The organism is Dactylosporangium sp. NPDC000521 (assembly GCF_042898305.1).
GTDB lineage: Bacteria > Actinomycetota > Actinomycetes > Mycobacteriales > Micromonosporaceae > Dactylosporangium.
In genome coordinates this window covers 616,298-631,577 of record NZ_JBIAYW010000003.1, presented here as the reverse complement: position 1 = coordinate 631,577, position 15,280 = coordinate 616,298, and the positions used below count along the sequence as shown (strand labels likewise).

Sequence of the window (15,280 nt, the reverse complement as noted above, 5' to 3'; positions counted from 1 at the left end):
CGCTGTGATCACCGGTGAGACGATCGGGGTGGAAGAGGAGTTCCACGTCGTCGACGCGGAGACCGGCGAGCTGTCGCCGTCCGCCCGGCGGATCCTGCGCGCCGCGGACGCCGAGCCGGAGCTGCACCGTTCGATGGTCGAGACGGCGACCGGCGTGCACACCGACCTCACCGCGCTGCGCGCCGACCTGATCGAGAAGCGCCGCTCCCTGGTGGAGTCCGCCGGGCGGCACGGCCTGGCGGTCGTCGCCGCCGGCACGGTCCCCGGCTCGGGCGCGGCTCCGAGCCGGGTCTACCCCGACGAGCGCTACGAGCGCATGGCTCAGGAGTACCGGCAGCTCGTCGACGAGCAGCAGGTCGCCGCGTGCCAGGTGCAGGTCGGCGTGCCCGACAAGGACCTCGCGGTGCGGATCACCCGGCGGATCCGGGAGTGGCTGCCGGCGCTGCTCGCGCTCAGCGTCAGCTCGCCGTACTTCGCCGGCCACGACACCGGGTACGCGTCGTACCGGACGGTCGTCACGTCGCGGTGGCCGACCGTCGGTCCTCCCCCAGACCTGGACTCCGCCGCGGAGTACCAGCGGGTCGTCGACACGCTCGTGGAGAGCGGCGTGATCAGCGACGCGGGCATGGTCTACTTCGACGCCCGCCCGTCGGCGCGGTACCCGACCGTCGAGGTTCGGGTCGCCGACTCGTGCCCGAACGTCGACGACGCGGTGCTGCTCGCCGCGCTCGCCCGCGGTCTCGTCACGGTCGCCGCCGAGGACGACGCCGCCGGCCGGCCCCTGCCGGAGGCGCCGCAGGTGCTGCTGCGGGCCGCGACGTGGCGGGCCGCCAGGTCCGGGCTCAGCGGCCACCTCGTCGACCCGTCGACCCGGTCCGCGCTGCCCGCGATCGCCCGCGTCGACGCGCTGATGGAGCACGTCCGCCCGGCGCTGGAGGCCCGCGGCGAGTGGGAGATCGCCGTCGACCTCCTCGAGGACCTCCGCGGGCGCGGCACGTCGGCGACCCGGCAGCGGGCGGTCAAGGACCACCGCGAGGTCGTACAGTCCCTCGCAAAGGAGACGGCCGAAGGGACAGGCACCGGATGACGCTGCGCGGGCTGCTGGTCGACTACGGCGGGGTCCTCACCACCGACGTGTTCGCCTCCTTCGACGCGTTCTGCGCGCGGGAGGGCCTGCCGCCCGGCACGGTCCGCGACCTCTTCCGCGACGACCCGGCCGCCCGGTCGCTGCTCAGCGGCCTGGAGGACGGCACGCTGCCCGACGCCGAGTTCGAGGCCGGGCTCGCGGCGCTGCTCGGGGGCGCACCGAAGGTGCCCGTCGACGGGGCGCCGGAGGTGCCCGTCGGCGGGGCGCCGGAGGTGCCCGTCGGCGGGGCGCCGGAGGTGCCCGTCGGCGGGGCGCCGGAGGGGCCTGTCGGCGTGGCACCGGAGGGGCTCATCGAGCGGCTCCTCGGCGCCACCACCGCCGACGTGGCGATGCTCGACTTCGTCCGTGCCGCCCGCGGCCGCGGCATCCGCACGGGCCTGATCTCCAATTCGTGGGGTTCGCAGCGGTACGACCGGATCCTGCTGGACGAGCTGTTCGACGGGATCGTGATCTCCGGCGACGTCGGGGTGCGCAAGCCTGACCCGCAGATCTACCTGCTGGGCGCGGCGGCGATCGGGCTGCCGCCGCAGGAGTGCGTCTACGTCGACGACCTGCCGGGCAACCTCAAGCCGGCGCGGGCGCTGGGCATGACGACGGTCCGGCACCGCACCCCGGAGGAGACCCTGGAGATCCTGACGGCCTGCCTGCGGGACGCCCCGGCATGAGTGGGCGTGCGCTCCTGCCGGGCGGGCCGTCGTGAACCGCCGGGCACTCCTGCTCGGCGGTCTCGGCGCCGTCCTGCTCTCGGCCTGCGAGTCGGACGGCGACGGGGCGACCGGGAACCTGCGGATCGCGACCGGCAGCACGGGCGCCGTCTACTACCAGTACGGCAAGGCGATCGCGGACCTCGCGAAGCGCTACCTGCCGGACGTCCACGCCAGCGTCCTCACCACGAACGCGTCGAAGGAGAACGTCGGCGCGATCCTCGCCGGCCAGGCCGAGCTCGGCTTCACCCAGGCCGACACCGCGGGCGAGGGCGACAAGGCCGCGCCGGGGCAGCTCGCCGCGCTCGCCCGCATCTACGACGACTACGTGCACCTCGTCGTCGCCCGGGACAGCCCGATCGAGACCGTCGCGGACCTGCGCGGCAGGCAGGTGTCGGTCGGCTCCGCCGGCTCCGGCACCGCCGGCACCGCCGACCACATCCTCGACGTCGCCGGGGGCGGCCTCAAGGCGAGCATCATCCAGCGGCCGCTCAACCTCGACGACTCGGTCAAGGCGCTGCAGGCCCGCCAGATCGACGCGTTCTTCTTCTCCGGCGGGCTGGCCGTCGGCCTGATCCAGCAGCTGGCGGAGCGGTTCCCGATCCGGCTCCTCGCCCTCGACACGTTCGTCCAGCCGCTGCGCAAGGCGTTCGGCAACTACTACGCGGAGCGGGTCGTGCCCGCCTCGGCGTACCACGGCATCAACCCGACGGTCGCGATCGGCATCGCCAACTATCTCGTCGTGCGGGGGTCGATGCCCGAGCCCCTCGCCTACGGCGTGACGCGGCTGCTCTTCGAGGGCCGCGACGAGCTCGCCAAGGCGCACCAGGCGGCGGCCCGGCTCAACATCCGCTCCGCGATCAGCACTCCGCCCCTGCCGCTGCACCCCGGCGCCGTCCGTTACTACCGCGCGCAGAAGGCCTGAACGGCGACCACCGCCACAGCCACAGCCTCAGGGGCTCGGGAACCACAGGCGCGCGTGCAGGCCGCTGGGCTCGTTGGCGAGCAGGTCCAGGCGGCCCGACGACGCCTCGACGAGGACCGCGACGATCGGCAGGCCGAGGCCGCTGCCGTCGACGTTCTGCGTGCCGGGCGCCCGCCAGAACCGTTCGGTGGCCAGCTCGCGCTGCTGCTCGGTGAGGCCCGGCCCGGTGTCGATCACGTGCACGGCGACGCCGCCCTTGTCGGCGGTGGGGCGGACCGTGACGGTGCTGCCCTCGGCCGAGAACTTGACGGCGTTGTCGATCAGGGCGTCCAGCGCCTGGTCCAGCGCGGTCGTCAGCGCGCGGGCCTTCAGGGCGTGCGGCGGCCGGACGTAGCGCAGCGTGATCTGCTTCTGCGCGGCGACGGGCTGCCACGCGACGACCCGCGCCCACGCGACCTCGCCGGCGTCGATGTCGGCGAGCTCGAAGCGGCCCCGCTCGGCGCGGGCGAGCGCGAGGAGGCTGTCGAGCACCTCGCCGAGGCGTTCGACCTCCTCGACGGCGAGCCGGTGGCCCTCGACGGCCTGCGGGTCGGTGAGGTCGGCGCCGAGGTCCTCGACCCGCAGCCGCACCGCCGTGAGCGGGTTGCGCAGCTGGTGGCTGGCGTGGGAGACGAACGCCCGCTGCCGCTCCAGGGCGTCGGCGACGGTCGCGGCCATCTCGTTGAAGGCGGTGCCGAGGCGGCGCAGCTCCGGCGGGCCGTCGGCGGCGGGCACGCGGGCGGCGTAGTCACCGGCGGCGAGCTCGTGGGCGGCGGCGTCGAGCTCGGCGACCGGGCGCAGCGTCCACCTGGCCAGGGACCAGGCGGCGACGATGCCCGCGAACAGCACGACGAGCCCGCCGCCGGCCAGGACGCTCCAGGTGGTGCGGACGCCGGTGACGCGCCCGCCGACGGGTGAGATGGTGACGACGGCGCCGATGACCTCGCCGCCCCGGCCGACCGGGACCGCGACCACGAAGGGCGCCGTCCGCCACGGCCAGATCGTGCCGTCGTCGCTGGCCTCGCGGCCTTCGAGGGCGCGGCGGGCCTGCCGCAGCACCGCCTCGTCGGCGAGGCCGGCAGGGTCGGCACCGGGGCGGGACGACACGATGCCGACCGCGTCCTGGTTGAGCACGATCGCGGCGATGCCGTAGACTGCGTCGTAGCGGGCCAGCTCGGCGGCGAGCTCGTCGGTCTCGCGGGGTGCCCGCAGCGCCGGCTCGGCGATCGTGGCGAAGCGGCTGGCGTCGGCGAGCCGGTCGGCGACGACCTGCTGGGTGTCGCGGCTCGCGATGCTGAGCGCGAACGGCACCTCGAGGGCGATGAGCACCAGCAGGAGCAGCAGCACGTACGTGGCGACGAGGCGGACCCGCACGGTCAGAGTCCCGGCACGAGGCGGTATCCGACGCCGCGGACGGTCTGCACCAGGCCAGGCACGTCGAGCTTCGCCCGCAGCGAGCCGACGTGCACGTCGAGGGTGTGCCGGCCGACGAAGCTGGTCTGCCACACGGCGAGGATCAGCCGGTCGTACGTGACGACGACGCCCGGCGTGCGGACGAGCACGGCGAGGATCTCGAACTCCTTGCGGGTGAGCGCGACGTCCCGGCCGGCGACGGAGACCTGGCGGGCGGCGACGTCGACCCGGACCGGGCCGGCCGCGAGGACCTCGACGGCGCTCTGCGGCGCCCGCGACGCGCGGCGCAGCACGGCCTCGATGCGCGCGTTGAGCTCCGCCATCGAGTAGGGCTTCACGACGTAGTCGTCGGCGCCGGTCTGCAGCCCGATGACCCGGTCGCGCTCCTCGCCGCGGGCGGTGACGGCGATGATCGCGACCGACTCGTCCTTGCGGCGCAGGGTGCGGCACACCTCGATGCCGTCGCCGTCGGGCAGGTTGAGGTCGAGCAGCACCAGGTCGAACGGCTCGCCGGCGAACGTGTCGAGAGCCGCCTGCGCGGTCGGGCAGTGCGCGACGTCGTGCCCACGCCTGCGCAGGGCGGTGGCCAGCGCGGCCGCCACCCGTGCGTCGTCTTCGACCAGCATCACTCGCATCGTGCGCAATGGTATGCGCAAGGGCGACGGCGCGGGTGCTCAGACGAGGGTCCGCAGCGCCTTCCGGTTGAGCTTGCCGACGCTGGTCAGCGGAATCTGGTCCAGGACGCGGATCTCCCGGGGCCGCTTCGTCGGGGCGAGGTGCTCGCGGGCGTAGGCGTCGAGGTCGTCGGCGGTCGCCGCACCGGGCGCCGTCAGCGACACGAACGCGATCACCTCCTCGCCGAGCCGCTCGTCGGGCCGGCCGACGACGGCGGCCATCGCGACGGCGGGGTGGGCGGTCAGCGCGTCCTCGACGTCACGCGGGTACACGTTGAACCCGCCCCGGATGATGAGGTCCTTCTTGCGGTCGATGATGCTGAGGTACCCGTCGCCGTCGATCGCGCCGATGTCGCCGGTCGCGAACCACCCGCCGGTCACGCCGCTTTCCTGCGCGCCCCAGTAGCCACGCATCACGTTCGGGCCGCGGACGAGGATCTCGCCGTCGTCGCCGAGCCGGACCTCGATGCCTTCGAGGGGCTTGCCGACCGTGCCGCGGCGGGGCGCGTCCAGGGGGCTGCCGCTGACGATCCCGCCGGTCTCGGTGCAGCCGTACCCTTCGAGGACCCGCGCGGACGGCACCAGCCGCTCGAACGCCTCGGCCGCGGCGGGCGGCAGCGGGGCGGCGCCGGAGAACACGAACCGCAGCGCGCTCAGGTCGTGCTCCGCCAGGGGCTGGCCGAGCAGCATGACGATCATCGACGGGACGACGGCGGCGGTCTGCGCCCGCTGCTCGGCGGCGAGCCGCAGCCAGCCGGCCGGCTCGAACCACCGCTGCAGCACGGCGACCGGCGGCTCCGCGGCCTGCATCGCGCCGACGGTGACCATCAGGCCGTAGGAGTGCGACAGCGGCAGGGCGGTGATGCCGGTGTTGAGGCCGGGCGTGTGGGCCGCCTCCCGGGAGACCCGGCCCGCGTGCGCCAGGTTGGCGTGACTGAGCGCGACACCCTTGCTGCGTCCGGTGGTGCCGCCGGTGTACAGCAGTGCCGCGATCTCACCGGGGTCCCGGTCCACGATCGGGATCGGGTCGGCCGCCAGCAGCGCGTCGAAGGACGGGGTGCCGACGACGATCGCGGGCACGCCGAGCTCGCGGCACAGGTCGCCGAACTTCGGCACCAGCTCCGGCGAGGTGACGACGGCGACGGCGCCCGAGTCGCGCAGCACGTGGCCGAGCTCGTCGGCGGTGACGAGGAAGACCACCGGTGTGACCACCGCACCGGCGCGCCACACCGCCTGGTACACCTGCGAAACCTCCGGACAGTTGGCCATGACGACCGCCACCCGGTCACCGGGGCGCACCCCGGCCGCCCGCAGCCCTCCGGCGATGCGGGTCGCGCGCTCGTGCGCCTCCCCCGCCGTGTGCCAGGCGCCCTCGAAGCAGAGTGCGGGGTAGTCGCCGTGCCGGTCGAGGGACGCCTCCGCGAGGCGGGCGAGGTTGGGCATCGACGACCTCCAGTCGCAATGTTTCTACACTGCCTATGCCGATACCTGGGCACTGTCAAGACCTTCGCGAGGGAGCCGCATCATGACGGACCGTCCGATCACCGCCGGCGAGCGGTTCTCCGACGTCGGCGACTGGAACTCCAGCCGGGGCCCCAATGGAAGCGCCGGCCCCAACCTGTGGCGGACGCTGGGCTTCCGGCGCACCGGCTGGGAGCCCGGCGGCTCGACCGTCGAGTGGGACGCGACCGTCGACTACGGCTTCACCACCCCCGGCGGGCCGGTGATCCAGGGCGGCCTGGTGACCGCGATCCTCGACTCGGCGATGGGCGGCGCCTGCTTCACCACGCTGGACCGCGACGAGCTGTTCCTGACCGCGGACCTGCGGGTCGAGTTCTTCCGGCCGACCCGGCCCGGGACGCTGCGCGCCGTGGGCACCGTCCTGCGCCGCACCAGGAAGGTCGTGTTCTGCGCCGCGGAGCTGTACGACGTGGAGGGCACCACCCTGGCGGCCAGCCGCTGCACGCAGGTCCTCATGGCGGCCTGAGTTTTCCACCCGGTTTCGCAGCGTCAAGTTTCTCTCAAGGAACCACGTGCGCGATTCCGCCGGTACGGTCCGAACCGCCACGGTGAACGGGTGGACATCGTGTCAACCGGCGAGCGCTACCGGGCCTCGGCCGTCGCCGCGTTCGAGGCAGCCGTGCTGGTGCGATGTGCAGGGGTGTGTGGCGGAGGAGGACGAGCCCGGGCGCTGGGGGGTGCCCGGGTCCGTTCCGCGTTCACACACGTGCCGGCGGGGGTGCTCGCCGAGTTCAACCGCTCCGTCGCCGCGGACCGGCTGGTCGAGCTGCTGGGGGCGGCCGGCCACTCGGCGAGCGTGCACCGCTACACCGCCGGCACGCGCCACCGCTACGAGATCTTCCGCGTGTTCTGCGACACCGTCTCCGGCACCGCCGGCTTCCTCGACCGCGCCTGGCAGCAGGGGTACGTGGACCTGTGCGGCGCACCCGAGCTGCCCCGGTCGGCCCGCCAGATCCGCCACGGCCGCCTGCTCGCCGAGTCGGCGTGGCGGGGCGTGCTGCTGGTGTCGGGGCCGTCCCGGTCCGGCTCCCCCGGCCTGCGGGTGCCCGACCTGGAGACCGCCACGGTCCTGATCCGCGCCGGCCGGATGATGAGCCTGCCGGTCCGCATGAGCACCCGCCCCGGCGGCCAGCTGCTGCTGGTCATGCCGCAGGAGGCGGCCGCCTAACCCCTGTCCTGGAGCCTTTCGAACTTGCGCTCCAGACCGTCCACCAGGGCCTCCAGGCCCAGCTCGAACGCGCTGTCGTCGACGTGGGTGTGCCGCCCGGCCAGCAGGTGGGCGTCGCGCAGGTGCGGGTAGTCCGTGGCGTACAGGCTGGGATCGTCGACGAAGCCGAGCGCGAACGAGCCCAGCGCCGAGCCGGCGACGAAGAACCGCATGGTCGCGCCGATGCGGGTCGCGTGCCCCGGCGACCACCCGGCGTCCACCAGCGCGCCGTAGACCGCTTCGGCCAGGCGCAGCGACGCGGGCCGGCGGGCCGGGCCGCGGGCCAGGAACGGCACCACGTTGGGGTGTGCGCGAAACGCCGCCCGGTACGCCCGCGCCCACGCCTTCAGCGCGTCCGGCCACGGGTCGCGGCCGAGCATGGACAGGTCGACGCCGGCGACGATGGCGTCGCCGATCGCGTCGACGATCTGCTCCTTCGTGGCGAAGTGGTTGTACAGCGACGGCGCCTGGACGCCCAGCTCGCGGGCCAGCCGCCGGGTGGACAGCGCGTCGAGCCCGTCGGCGTCGACGATCGCGGTGGCGACCTCGACGATGCGGTCACGACTGAGGAGTGGCGTTCTGGGGCGGACCATGGCTACGATCTTAGAAACTAACAGCGTTAGTTAACGGACCGGGTTTCTTGGAGCTCGCATGGACTTCACGCTCAACGACGATCAGCGCGCGATCCGTCAGGTCACCGCCGACCTCGTCAGCCGCGAGATCACCCCGCACGCCGCCGCCTGGGACCGCGCCGAGCAGGTCGACCTCGCGATCGTCAAGAAGCTCGCCGACCTGGGGATCTTCGGCATCACGATCCCCGAGGAGCACGGCGGCAGCGGTGGCGACCACACCACGTACTGCCTGGTCCTGGAGGAGCTCGGCAAGGGCGACTCGTCGGTGCGCGGCATCGTGTCGGTGTCCCTCGGCCTGGTCGCCAAGAGCATCAACGGCTACGGCTCGCCGGCGCAGAAGGCCGCCTGGCTGCCGCGGCTGTGCGCCGGCGACGCCCTGGGCTGCTTCGCGCTGACCGAGCCCGACACGGGCTCCGACGCGGGCGCGCTGTCCACGCGGGCGACCCGGGTCGACGGGGGCTGGCGGCTGGACGGGGCGAAGATGTTCATCACCAACGGCACCTGGGCACAGGTCGCGCTGGTGTTCGCCCGTACCGGCGGACCAGGACCGAAAGGGGTGTCGGCCTTCCTGGTGCCGACGGACACGCCGGGGCTGCGGATCGAGGAGATCCACGGCAAGCTCGGGCTGCGCGGGCAGGCGACCGCGGCGCTGACCTTTGAGGGCGTCACCGTCGGCGAGGACGCGCTGCTCGGCGAGCTCGGTCAGGGCTTCAAGATCGCAATGTCGGCCCTGGCGAAGGGCCGGATGTCCCTCGCGGCCGGCTGCGTCGGCATCATCCAGGGCTGCCTCGACGCCGCCGTCGCCTACGCGAAGCAGCGCGAGCAGTTCGGCCGGCCGATCGCCGCGTTCCAGCTGGTGCAGCAGCTCATCGCCGACATCTCCGTCGAGGCCGATGCGGCGCGGCTGCTGACCTGGCGGGTCGCCGACCTGATCGACCGGGGGCTGCCCTTCGCCACCGAGTCGTCCACCGCGAAGCTGTACGCCTCCGAGGCGGCCGTCCGCTCGGCGAACGCGGCGCTGCAGGTCTTCGGCGGCTACGGGTACATCGACGAATACCCCGTCGGCAAGTACCTGCGCGACGCACGGGTCACTACCGTGTACGAGGGGACGAGCCAGATCCAGAAACTCATCATCGGTCGCGCCCTCACCGGCGTGAACGCGTTCGTCTAGGGGGCCTGAATGAGCGGGCAGCGGAGCGGCTCGGGCCGCTCATCAGCATGGCAGGTTCGGCTCAGGCCGACGCCTGGAGCGCAGCGGAAGGTGGCGGCATGAGCGGGCAGCGGAGCGGCTCGGGCCGCTCATCAGCATGGCAGGTTCGGCTCAGGCCGACGCCTGGAGCGCAGCGGAAGGTGGCGGCATGAGCATCGACGTCTACAACCCGGCGACCGAGGAGGTCATCGGGTCCGTCCCGGAGACCGCTTCCGTGGATCCGGCCGTTGCCGCCGCCCGGGCCGCCCTCGGGCCGTGGTCGGCGCTGCCGCGGGCTGCGCGGGCCGCGCACCTCGCGGCGCTGCGCGACCTGCTCGTCGCGCACGCCGACGAGCTCGCCGGCATCATCACCGCGGAGATGGGCGCGCCGCTGGCCGTCGCCCGCAAGGTGCAGGTGGGCCTGCCGATCGCGGTGCTGTCCTCGATGGTCGACCTGCTCGACCGCGACGAGTGCGAGGAGCGGATCGGCAACTCCCTCGTCGTGCGCGACCCGGTCGGGGTCGTCGCGGCGATCACCCCGTGGAACTACCCGCTACACCAGACGATCGCGAAGCTCGCCCCGGCGCTGGCCGCCGGCAACACCGTCGTGCACAAGCCGAGCGAGGTCGCGCCCCTGTCCGCGCTGCGCCTCGCCGAGCTGGTCCGCGAGGCGGGGCTGCCCTCCGGCGTCTACAACCTGGTCACCGGCTACGGCGACCCGACCGGGGCGGCCCTGGCGGGGCACCCCGGGGTGGATCTCGTGTCCTTCACCGGGTCGACGCGGGCCGGCCGCGCCGTGGCGGCGCTCGCCGCGTCGCATCTGGCGCGCGTCTCGCTCGAGCTCGGCGGGAAGTCCGCCAACGTGCTCCTGCCGGACGCCGACCTGGCCGCCGCGGTGAAGGTCGGCATCGGCAACTGCTTCCTGAACTCCGGCCAGACCTGCACCGCCTGGACCCGGCTCCTGGTCCACGAGTCGCAGCACGACGAGGTGGTCGACCTGGCGGTCGCGGCCGCGGCGAAGTACACCGTCGGCGACCCCACCGACCCGGCGACCCGCCTCGGCCCCCTCGCCTCCGCCGCCCAGCGCGACCGGGTGCGGTCCTACATCGCGCGTGGCGTCGCCGACGGTGCCCGGATGGCGCTCGGCGACGGATCCGTGCCCGACGTCGGGTATTACGTGGCGCCGGTCGTCTTCGCCGACGTCGACCCCGACTCCGTCATCGCACAGGAGGAGATCTTCGGGCCGGTGCTGTCGATCATCCGGTACCGCGACGAGGACGACGCCGTCCGGATCGCCAACGGGACGCCGTACGGCCTCGCGGGCAGCGTCTGGTCGGCGTCCTCCGACCGGGCGCTGGCGTTCGCCCGCCGGATGCGGACCGGCCAGGTCGACGTCAACGGCGGGTCGTTCAACCCCCTCGCGCCGTTCGGCGGGATCGGGGACTCCGGGTACGGGCGCGAGCTCGGCGTCCACGGCTTCGAGGAGTTCACGTCGGTGAAGGCGATCCAGCTGTGACGTCCGCGCTGGTGCTGCGGGCGGTGGACGGTCCCGCCTCGGTCGAGGACGTCGTGCTGAACCCCGTCGGGCCGTCGCAGGTGCGGGTGCGCCTGGCGGCAGCCGGGGTCTGCCACTCCGACCTGTCCCTCGCCAACGGCACCCTCCGCCAGCCGTTCCCCGCCGTCCTGGGGCACGAGGGCGCCGGGGTGGTGGTCGAGGTCGGGTCGTCGGTCTCGGACATCTCGGTCGGGGACCACGTGGTGCTGAACTGGTCGCCGCCGTGCCGCTCCTGCTGGTTCTGCGACGCCGGCGAGCCGTACCTGTGCGCGCACGCGGACGAGGCGCGCGGGGTGCCCTATGCGCGCACCGCGCTCGGAGACGACCTCTACGCGGGGCTCGGCACCGGGGCGTTCGCCACCGAGACCGTCGTCGGCGCGCACGCCTGCATCCCTGTGCCCGCGGACATCCCGCTCGAGGAGGCGGCGCTGCTCGGCTGCGCGGTCCTCACCGGCGTCGGGGCGGTCTTCAACTCCGCCCGCGTCGCCGCCGGCCAGTCCGTGGTCGTGATCGGACTCGGCGGCGTCGGGCTCGCGACGCTGCAGGGCGCCCGGATCGCCGGGGCGTCGACGATCATCGCCGTCGACGCGTCACCGTCGAAGTCCGACCTGGCGCTGTCGCTCGGCGCGACCCACTTCCTGTCCCCCGGCCCGTCCCTCGCCAAGGAGGTGCGCGCCCTGACCTCCGGCCGCGGTGCCGACCACGCGATCGAGTGCGTGGGGCGGGCCGCGACGATCCGGGCCGCCTGGTCCGTGACCCGGCGCGGCGGGCACGCCACCGTGCTCGGCATGGGCTCGACGGCCGACGAGGTCACGTTCAACGCGTTGGAGGTGGCGTACTTCGCGCGGACCCTGACCGGTTGCATGTACGGCAGCACGGACCCGGCCGTCGACGTGCCGATGCTGCTGTCGCACTACCGCTCGGGGGCGCTGAACCTGTCCGGCCTCGTCACCGACCACGTCTCGCTGGACGAGGTGCCGGCGGCGTTCGACCGGATGCGCTCCGGCGTCGGGGGGCGCACGCTCGTCCGCTTCTGAAGCCCGTTGTCCACAAGCGGGGTGTTGTCCACAGCTCCGCCGAGATCGTCGGACGGGACCGATGCGACTGAGGCAGCATCTCAGCCATGCATCGGTCCCGTTCGCAGCTCACCGCCGCAGTCGTGACGTGGCTGCTGTCATGCCTGGGCGTGCGGGCGGGTCGCGGCGGCGGCGGTCGTGCTCAGGATGACGTCGGCGACGAGCGCCGGGGCGTCGCTCATGGGGACGTGGCCGCAGCCGTCGAGGGCGACGTGGCGGGCGCCGGGGAGGCGTTCGCGGGCGACGTCGGCCTGGACCGGCAGGAAGATGCGGTCGCGGGAGCCCCAGGCGACGGTGACCGGGACGTCGGGGCGGGCGGTGTAGGTGTAGGCGCGGCCGTGGCGGGCGACGGCGCCGAAGCCCTTGCCGCCGCGCAGGGCCAGGGTGTCGGCGAGGGCGCGTTCGGCGGTGAGGACGCTCGGGTCGCGCACCAGCCAGCCGAAGGAGAAGGCCTTGCCGAAGCCGGTGCGGTAGAAGACCTTCAGCAATGGCGTGGGGGTGAAGGCGCCGACGCGGTGGCCGCGCAGGATGCTCAGCGCGCGGCGCACCTGGGCGGGCGTGCAGAAGCCGGCGGGCGACAGGGCGGTCGCCGAGCGGGCGTGGCCGGCGGCGGCGAGCTCCAGGGCGATGGCGCCGCCGAGGCTGTTGCCTGCGACGTGCGGCCGGTCCAGGCCCGTCTCGGCGAAGTACTGGGCCAGGGCCGCGACGGCGCTCGGCATGCCCTGGTTGTCGGCCGGGGCGGGCGAGCGGCCGAAGCCGGGCAGGTCGATCGCGATCACGTCGTGGCGTTCGGCGAGCAGGTCGATGACCGGCTCCCAGGCACGCCAGTGGTGGCCGATGCCGTGGATGAGCACGAGCGGCTCACCCGTTCCCTTGCGGACGCTGTGCAGGGTCATGCCGCCACCTCCGCTGCGCTCCCGTGCGGTCATGCGCTCACCTCGTATGCCGTGACGTCGAAGCGCTTCATCCGCTGCCGGAAGCGCCAGGTGGACCCCGGCCACAGGGTCGAGTTGCGGCCGGTCGTGTCGATGTACCAGCTGCTGCAGCCGCCGGTCGCCCAGACCGTCTTCGCCATGCGGCGGTCGACGGCGGCGGTGAAGGCACGCTGCGCCTCCGCCCGCGGCTCGATGCTGCGAGCACGGTCCAGGGTTTTCAGGGCGCCCAGGACGTATTCGATCTGGGCCTCGATCATCAGCACGACCGAGTTGTGGCCGAGGCCGGTGTTGGGGCCGAGCAGGAGGAAGAGGTTGGGGAAGCCGGCGACGGTGGTGCCGCGGTAGGCCCGCGGGCTGCCCTGCCACACCTCGGCCAGGCTGCGGCCGTCGCGGCCACGGACACGTTCGGAGATGGGGAGGTCGGTGACGTGGAAGCCGGTGCCGAAGACGATGGTGTCGACCTCGTGCTCGACGCCGTCGCGAGTGACGATCCCTTGTGGACGGACCTCCGCGATCGGCTCGGTCACCACGTCGACGTTGTCCCGGGTCAGCGACGGGTAGTAGGTGTTGGACTTGAGGACCCGCTTGCAGCCCATCGCGTAGTCCGGGGTCAGCTTGGCGCGCAGCGCCGGGTCGGCGACGGCGGAGCGCAGGTTGCGCAGCGCGATCCGTTGCGCGAGCCGCATCACCGGCGGGCGGAGGAAGCCGATGACGGTGGACTCGATCGCCCAGTAGACGAGCGTGCGCATCAGCCGCTGGGCGCCGGGGACCCGTTCGTACAGGGCGTGCTCCCAGCGGCGCAGTGGGCGTTCGTTGCGCGGCATGACCCACGCGGCGGTGCGCTGGAAGAGGGTCAGGCGGGCGACGGAGGGCTGGATCGCCGGCACGAGCTGGATCGCCGACGCCCCGGTGCCGATGACGGCGACCTTGCGGCCGGTCAGGTCGAGGTCGTGGTTCCAGCGGGAGGAGTGGAAGGTCTCGCCGCGGAAGGTCTCCAGGCCGGCGAGCTTCGGCACGACCGGCTCGTTGAGCGGGCCGCCGGCGCTGATCAGCACGTCGGCGGTCCACTCGCCGCGGGACGTCTCGATCCGCCAGTGCCCGGCGGCGGCGTCCCAGCACGCCAGGCGCACGTCGGTGTCGAAGCGGATGCTGGGCCGCAGCCCGAAGCGGTCCGCGCAGCCGCGCAGGTACTGCCAGATCTCGGGCTGCGGGGAGTAGGTGCTGCTCCAGGCCGGGTTCAGCGCGAAGGAGAACGAGTAGACGTGCGAGGGCACGTCGCAGGCGCAGCCCGGGTAGGAGTTGTCGCGCCAGGTGCCGCCGAGGTCCGCCGCCCGCTCGAAGACGACGAAGTCGTCGTAGCCGCGCTGCTTGAGCCGGATCGCGGCGCCCAGGCCGCCGAAGCCCGCACCGACGATCGCGATCCTGACATGCATGCAGCCTCCCTGGTACCGACTGGTACCAGGGAGGTTACCACCGGGTATCTTCGCGGGGAAGCTACGCGGTCACAGGCCGAGCAGGCGATCGAGGAAGTCGCGGTACTGGCGCACCGCGGCCCGCAGCCGCTCCGTGTCCTCGCCGCCCTCCTGCTGCCAGGCGCTCAGCCGCGCCCGCTGCGACTCGAGTGCGCCGGTGACGGCCGAGACCGCCTCGGTGACGAGCTGGTCGGCCTCACCGGCGACGGACCGCGGGTCGTCGATGAAGCGCAGCTGCAGCTCCCGCCACCGTTCGCGCAGGCCGTCGGCGGCGCCGTCGGCCCAGATCGCCCCGACCGGCACCGTCTCGACCGCGCCCGGCCGCAGCTCCTGCCCGGCCGCGCCCGCCGCGCCGGTGGGGTCGCCGTCCGCCGCTCCCGCCGGCACCGGGACCGCGACGACGTCGCCGGCGTCGAGGGCCTCGCCGCCTTCGAGCGCTTCGCTGCTGGTGCCGTCCTCGCCGGCGGCGACAGGCTCGTCGGTCACAACGGGGTCGTCGGTCAGGACCGGCCCGGCGAGGGTGTCGTCCCGGCGATCGTCGGCGGTGTCGGCGTCGGTGTCATCCGCGACGTCAACGTCCGCGTCGTCGTCACGGCTGTCGGTGGCCGCGTCGTCGTCGGCGCGGGTGTAGGTCGACGCGTCGTTGTCGAAGCGCGCGTCGGTGGAAGCATCGTCGTCGGTGCGCGCGAAGGTGGACGCGTCGTCGTCGGCGCGGGTGTAGGTCGACGCGTCGTTGTCGAAGCGCGCGTCGGTGGAAGCATCGTCGTCGGTGCGCGCGAAGGTGGACGCGT

The 15,280-nt window shown here is 73.6% G+C and carries 14 protein-coding genes and 1 pseudogene; 8 read left to right on the top strand and 7 right to left on the bottom strand.

Annotation, left to right across the window (positions count from 1 at the left end; genetic code table 11):
• The first annotated feature begins 4 nt into the window (after nt 1-4).
• The 3 genes from ACFY3L_RS13070 to ACFY3L_RS13060 are packed head-to-tail and all read left to right on the top strand — an operon-like array spanning nt 5 to nt 2,776.
• Nucleotides 5-1,087: a glutamate--cysteine ligase gene (locus tag ACFY3L_RS13070; RefSeq protein ID WP_389322229.1), complete on the top strand. Its 1,083-nt coding sequence runs from the start codon at nt 5-7 to the stop codon at nt 1,085-1,087.
• Nucleotides 1,084-1,812, top strand: a complete 729-nt coding sequence (locus ACFY3L_RS13065) for an HAD family hydrolase (RefSeq protein ID WP_389322227.1) — start codon at nt 1,084-1,086, stop codon at nt 1,810-1,812. The genes ACFY3L_RS13070 and ACFY3L_RS13065 overlap by 4 nt, the downstream gene beginning before the upstream one ends.
• A gap of 31 nt (nt 1,813-1,843) precedes the next feature.
• On the top strand, nt 1,844-2,776 hold the full coding sequence (locus tag ACFY3L_RS13060; RefSeq protein ID WP_389322225.1) for a TAXI family TRAP transporter solute-binding subunit: 933 nt from the start codon (nt 1,844-1,846) through the stop codon (nt 2,774-2,776).
• Between the two features lie 27 nt (nt 2,777-2,803).
• On the opposite strand, the gene ACFY3L_RS13055 is transcribed toward ACFY3L_RS13060, so the two are convergent.
• The 3 genes from ACFY3L_RS13055 to ACFY3L_RS13045 are packed head-to-tail and all read right to left on the bottom strand — an operon-like array spanning nt 2,804 to nt 6,345.
• The gene (locus ACFY3L_RS13055) at nt 2,804-4,189 is read right to left on the bottom strand and encodes an ATP-binding protein (RefSeq protein WP_389322224.1); all 1,386 of its coding nucleotides are present in this window, start codon (nt 4,187-4,189) and stop codon (nt 2,804-2,806) included.
• Nucleotides 4,190-4,191: 2 nt separating this feature from the next.
• Nucleotides 4,192-4,863, bottom strand: a complete 672-nt coding sequence (locus ACFY3L_RS13050; RefSeq protein WP_389322222.1) for a response regulator transcription factor — start codon at nt 4,861-4,863, stop codon at nt 4,192-4,194.
• Nucleotides 4,864-4,902: 39 nt separating this feature from the next.
• Nucleotides 4,903-6,345: an AMP-binding protein gene (locus tag ACFY3L_RS13045; protein WP_389322220.1), complete on the bottom strand. Its 1,443-nt coding sequence runs from the start codon at nt 6,343-6,345 to the stop codon at nt 4,903-4,905.
• An 82-nt stretch (nt 6,346-6,427) separates the two neighbouring features.
• Here ACFY3L_RS13045 and ACFY3L_RS13040 point away from each other — a divergent pair, with 82 nt between their 5' ends.
• Nucleotides 6,428-6,889 (top strand): PaaI family thioesterase, encoded by a 462-nt coding sequence (locus ACFY3L_RS13040; protein ID WP_389322218.1) that lies wholly within the window; start codon nt 6,428-6,430, stop codon nt 6,887-6,889.
• 90 nt (nt 6,890-6,979) lie between these two features.
• Entirely contained in the window at nt 6,980-7,591 is a 612-nt protein-coding gene (locus tag ACFY3L_RS13035) for a hypothetical protein (protein ID WP_389322216.1), read from the top strand.
• On the opposite strand, the gene ACFY3L_RS13030 is transcribed toward ACFY3L_RS13035, so the two are convergent.
• Nucleotides 7,588-8,223 carry a TetR/AcrR family transcriptional regulator gene (locus tag ACFY3L_RS13030; RefSeq protein ID WP_389322214.1) on the bottom strand — a complete coding sequence of 212 codons (636 nt, stop codon included), beginning with the start codon at nt 8,221-8,223 and terminating at the stop codon, nt 7,588-7,590. The genes ACFY3L_RS13035 and ACFY3L_RS13030 overlap by 4 nt on opposite strands.
• Before the next feature lie 58 nt (nt 8,224-8,281).
• Between ACFY3L_RS13030 and ACFY3L_RS13025 the strand changes: the two genes are divergently transcribed.
• The 3 genes from ACFY3L_RS13025 (at nt 8,282) to ACFY3L_RS13015 (ending at nt 12,043) form a co-directional block, all read left to right on the top strand.
• Complete coding sequence (locus tag ACFY3L_RS13025; protein WP_389322212.1) at nt 8,282-9,433, top strand: acyl-CoA dehydrogenase family protein; 1,152 nt, start codon at nt 8,282-8,284, stop codon at nt 9,431-9,433.
• A 187-nt stretch (nt 9,434-9,620) separates the two neighbouring features.
• Nucleotides 9,621-10,967 carry an aldehyde dehydrogenase family protein gene (locus ACFY3L_RS13020; RefSeq protein ID WP_389322210.1) on the top strand — a complete coding sequence of 449 codons (1,347 nt, stop codon included), beginning with the start codon at nt 9,621-9,623 and terminating at the stop codon, nt 10,965-10,967.
• On the top strand, nt 10,964-12,043 hold the full coding sequence (locus tag ACFY3L_RS13015; RefSeq protein WP_389322208.1) for a zinc-binding dehydrogenase: 1,080 nt from the start codon (nt 10,964-10,966) through the stop codon (nt 12,041-12,043). The genes ACFY3L_RS13020 and ACFY3L_RS13015 overlap by 4 nt, the downstream gene beginning before the upstream one ends.
• Nucleotides 12,044-12,180: 137 nt before the next feature.
• Here ACFY3L_RS13015 and ACFY3L_RS13010 read toward each other — a convergent pair whose 3' ends face one another.
• The 3 genes and pseudogenes from ACFY3L_RS13010 to ACFY3L_RS13000 all read right to left on the bottom strand — a co-directional run.
• The gene (locus ACFY3L_RS13010) at nt 12,181-13,011 is read right to left on the bottom strand and encodes an alpha/beta fold hydrolase (protein WP_389322207.1); all 831 of its coding nucleotides are present in this window, start codon (nt 13,009-13,011) and stop codon (nt 12,181-12,183) included.
• Nucleotides 13,008-14,450 (bottom strand): flavin-containing monooxygenase, encoded by a 1,443-nt coding sequence (locus tag ACFY3L_RS13005; RefSeq protein WP_389322205.1) that lies wholly within the window; start codon nt 14,448-14,450, stop codon nt 13,008-13,010. The genes ACFY3L_RS13010 and ACFY3L_RS13005 overlap by 4 nt, the downstream gene beginning before the upstream one ends.
• Nucleotides 14,451-14,519: 69 nt before the next feature.
• Nucleotides 14,520-15,280 (bottom strand): annotated as a pseudogene (locus ACFY3L_RS13000) (hypothetical protein); the annotation flags it as partial.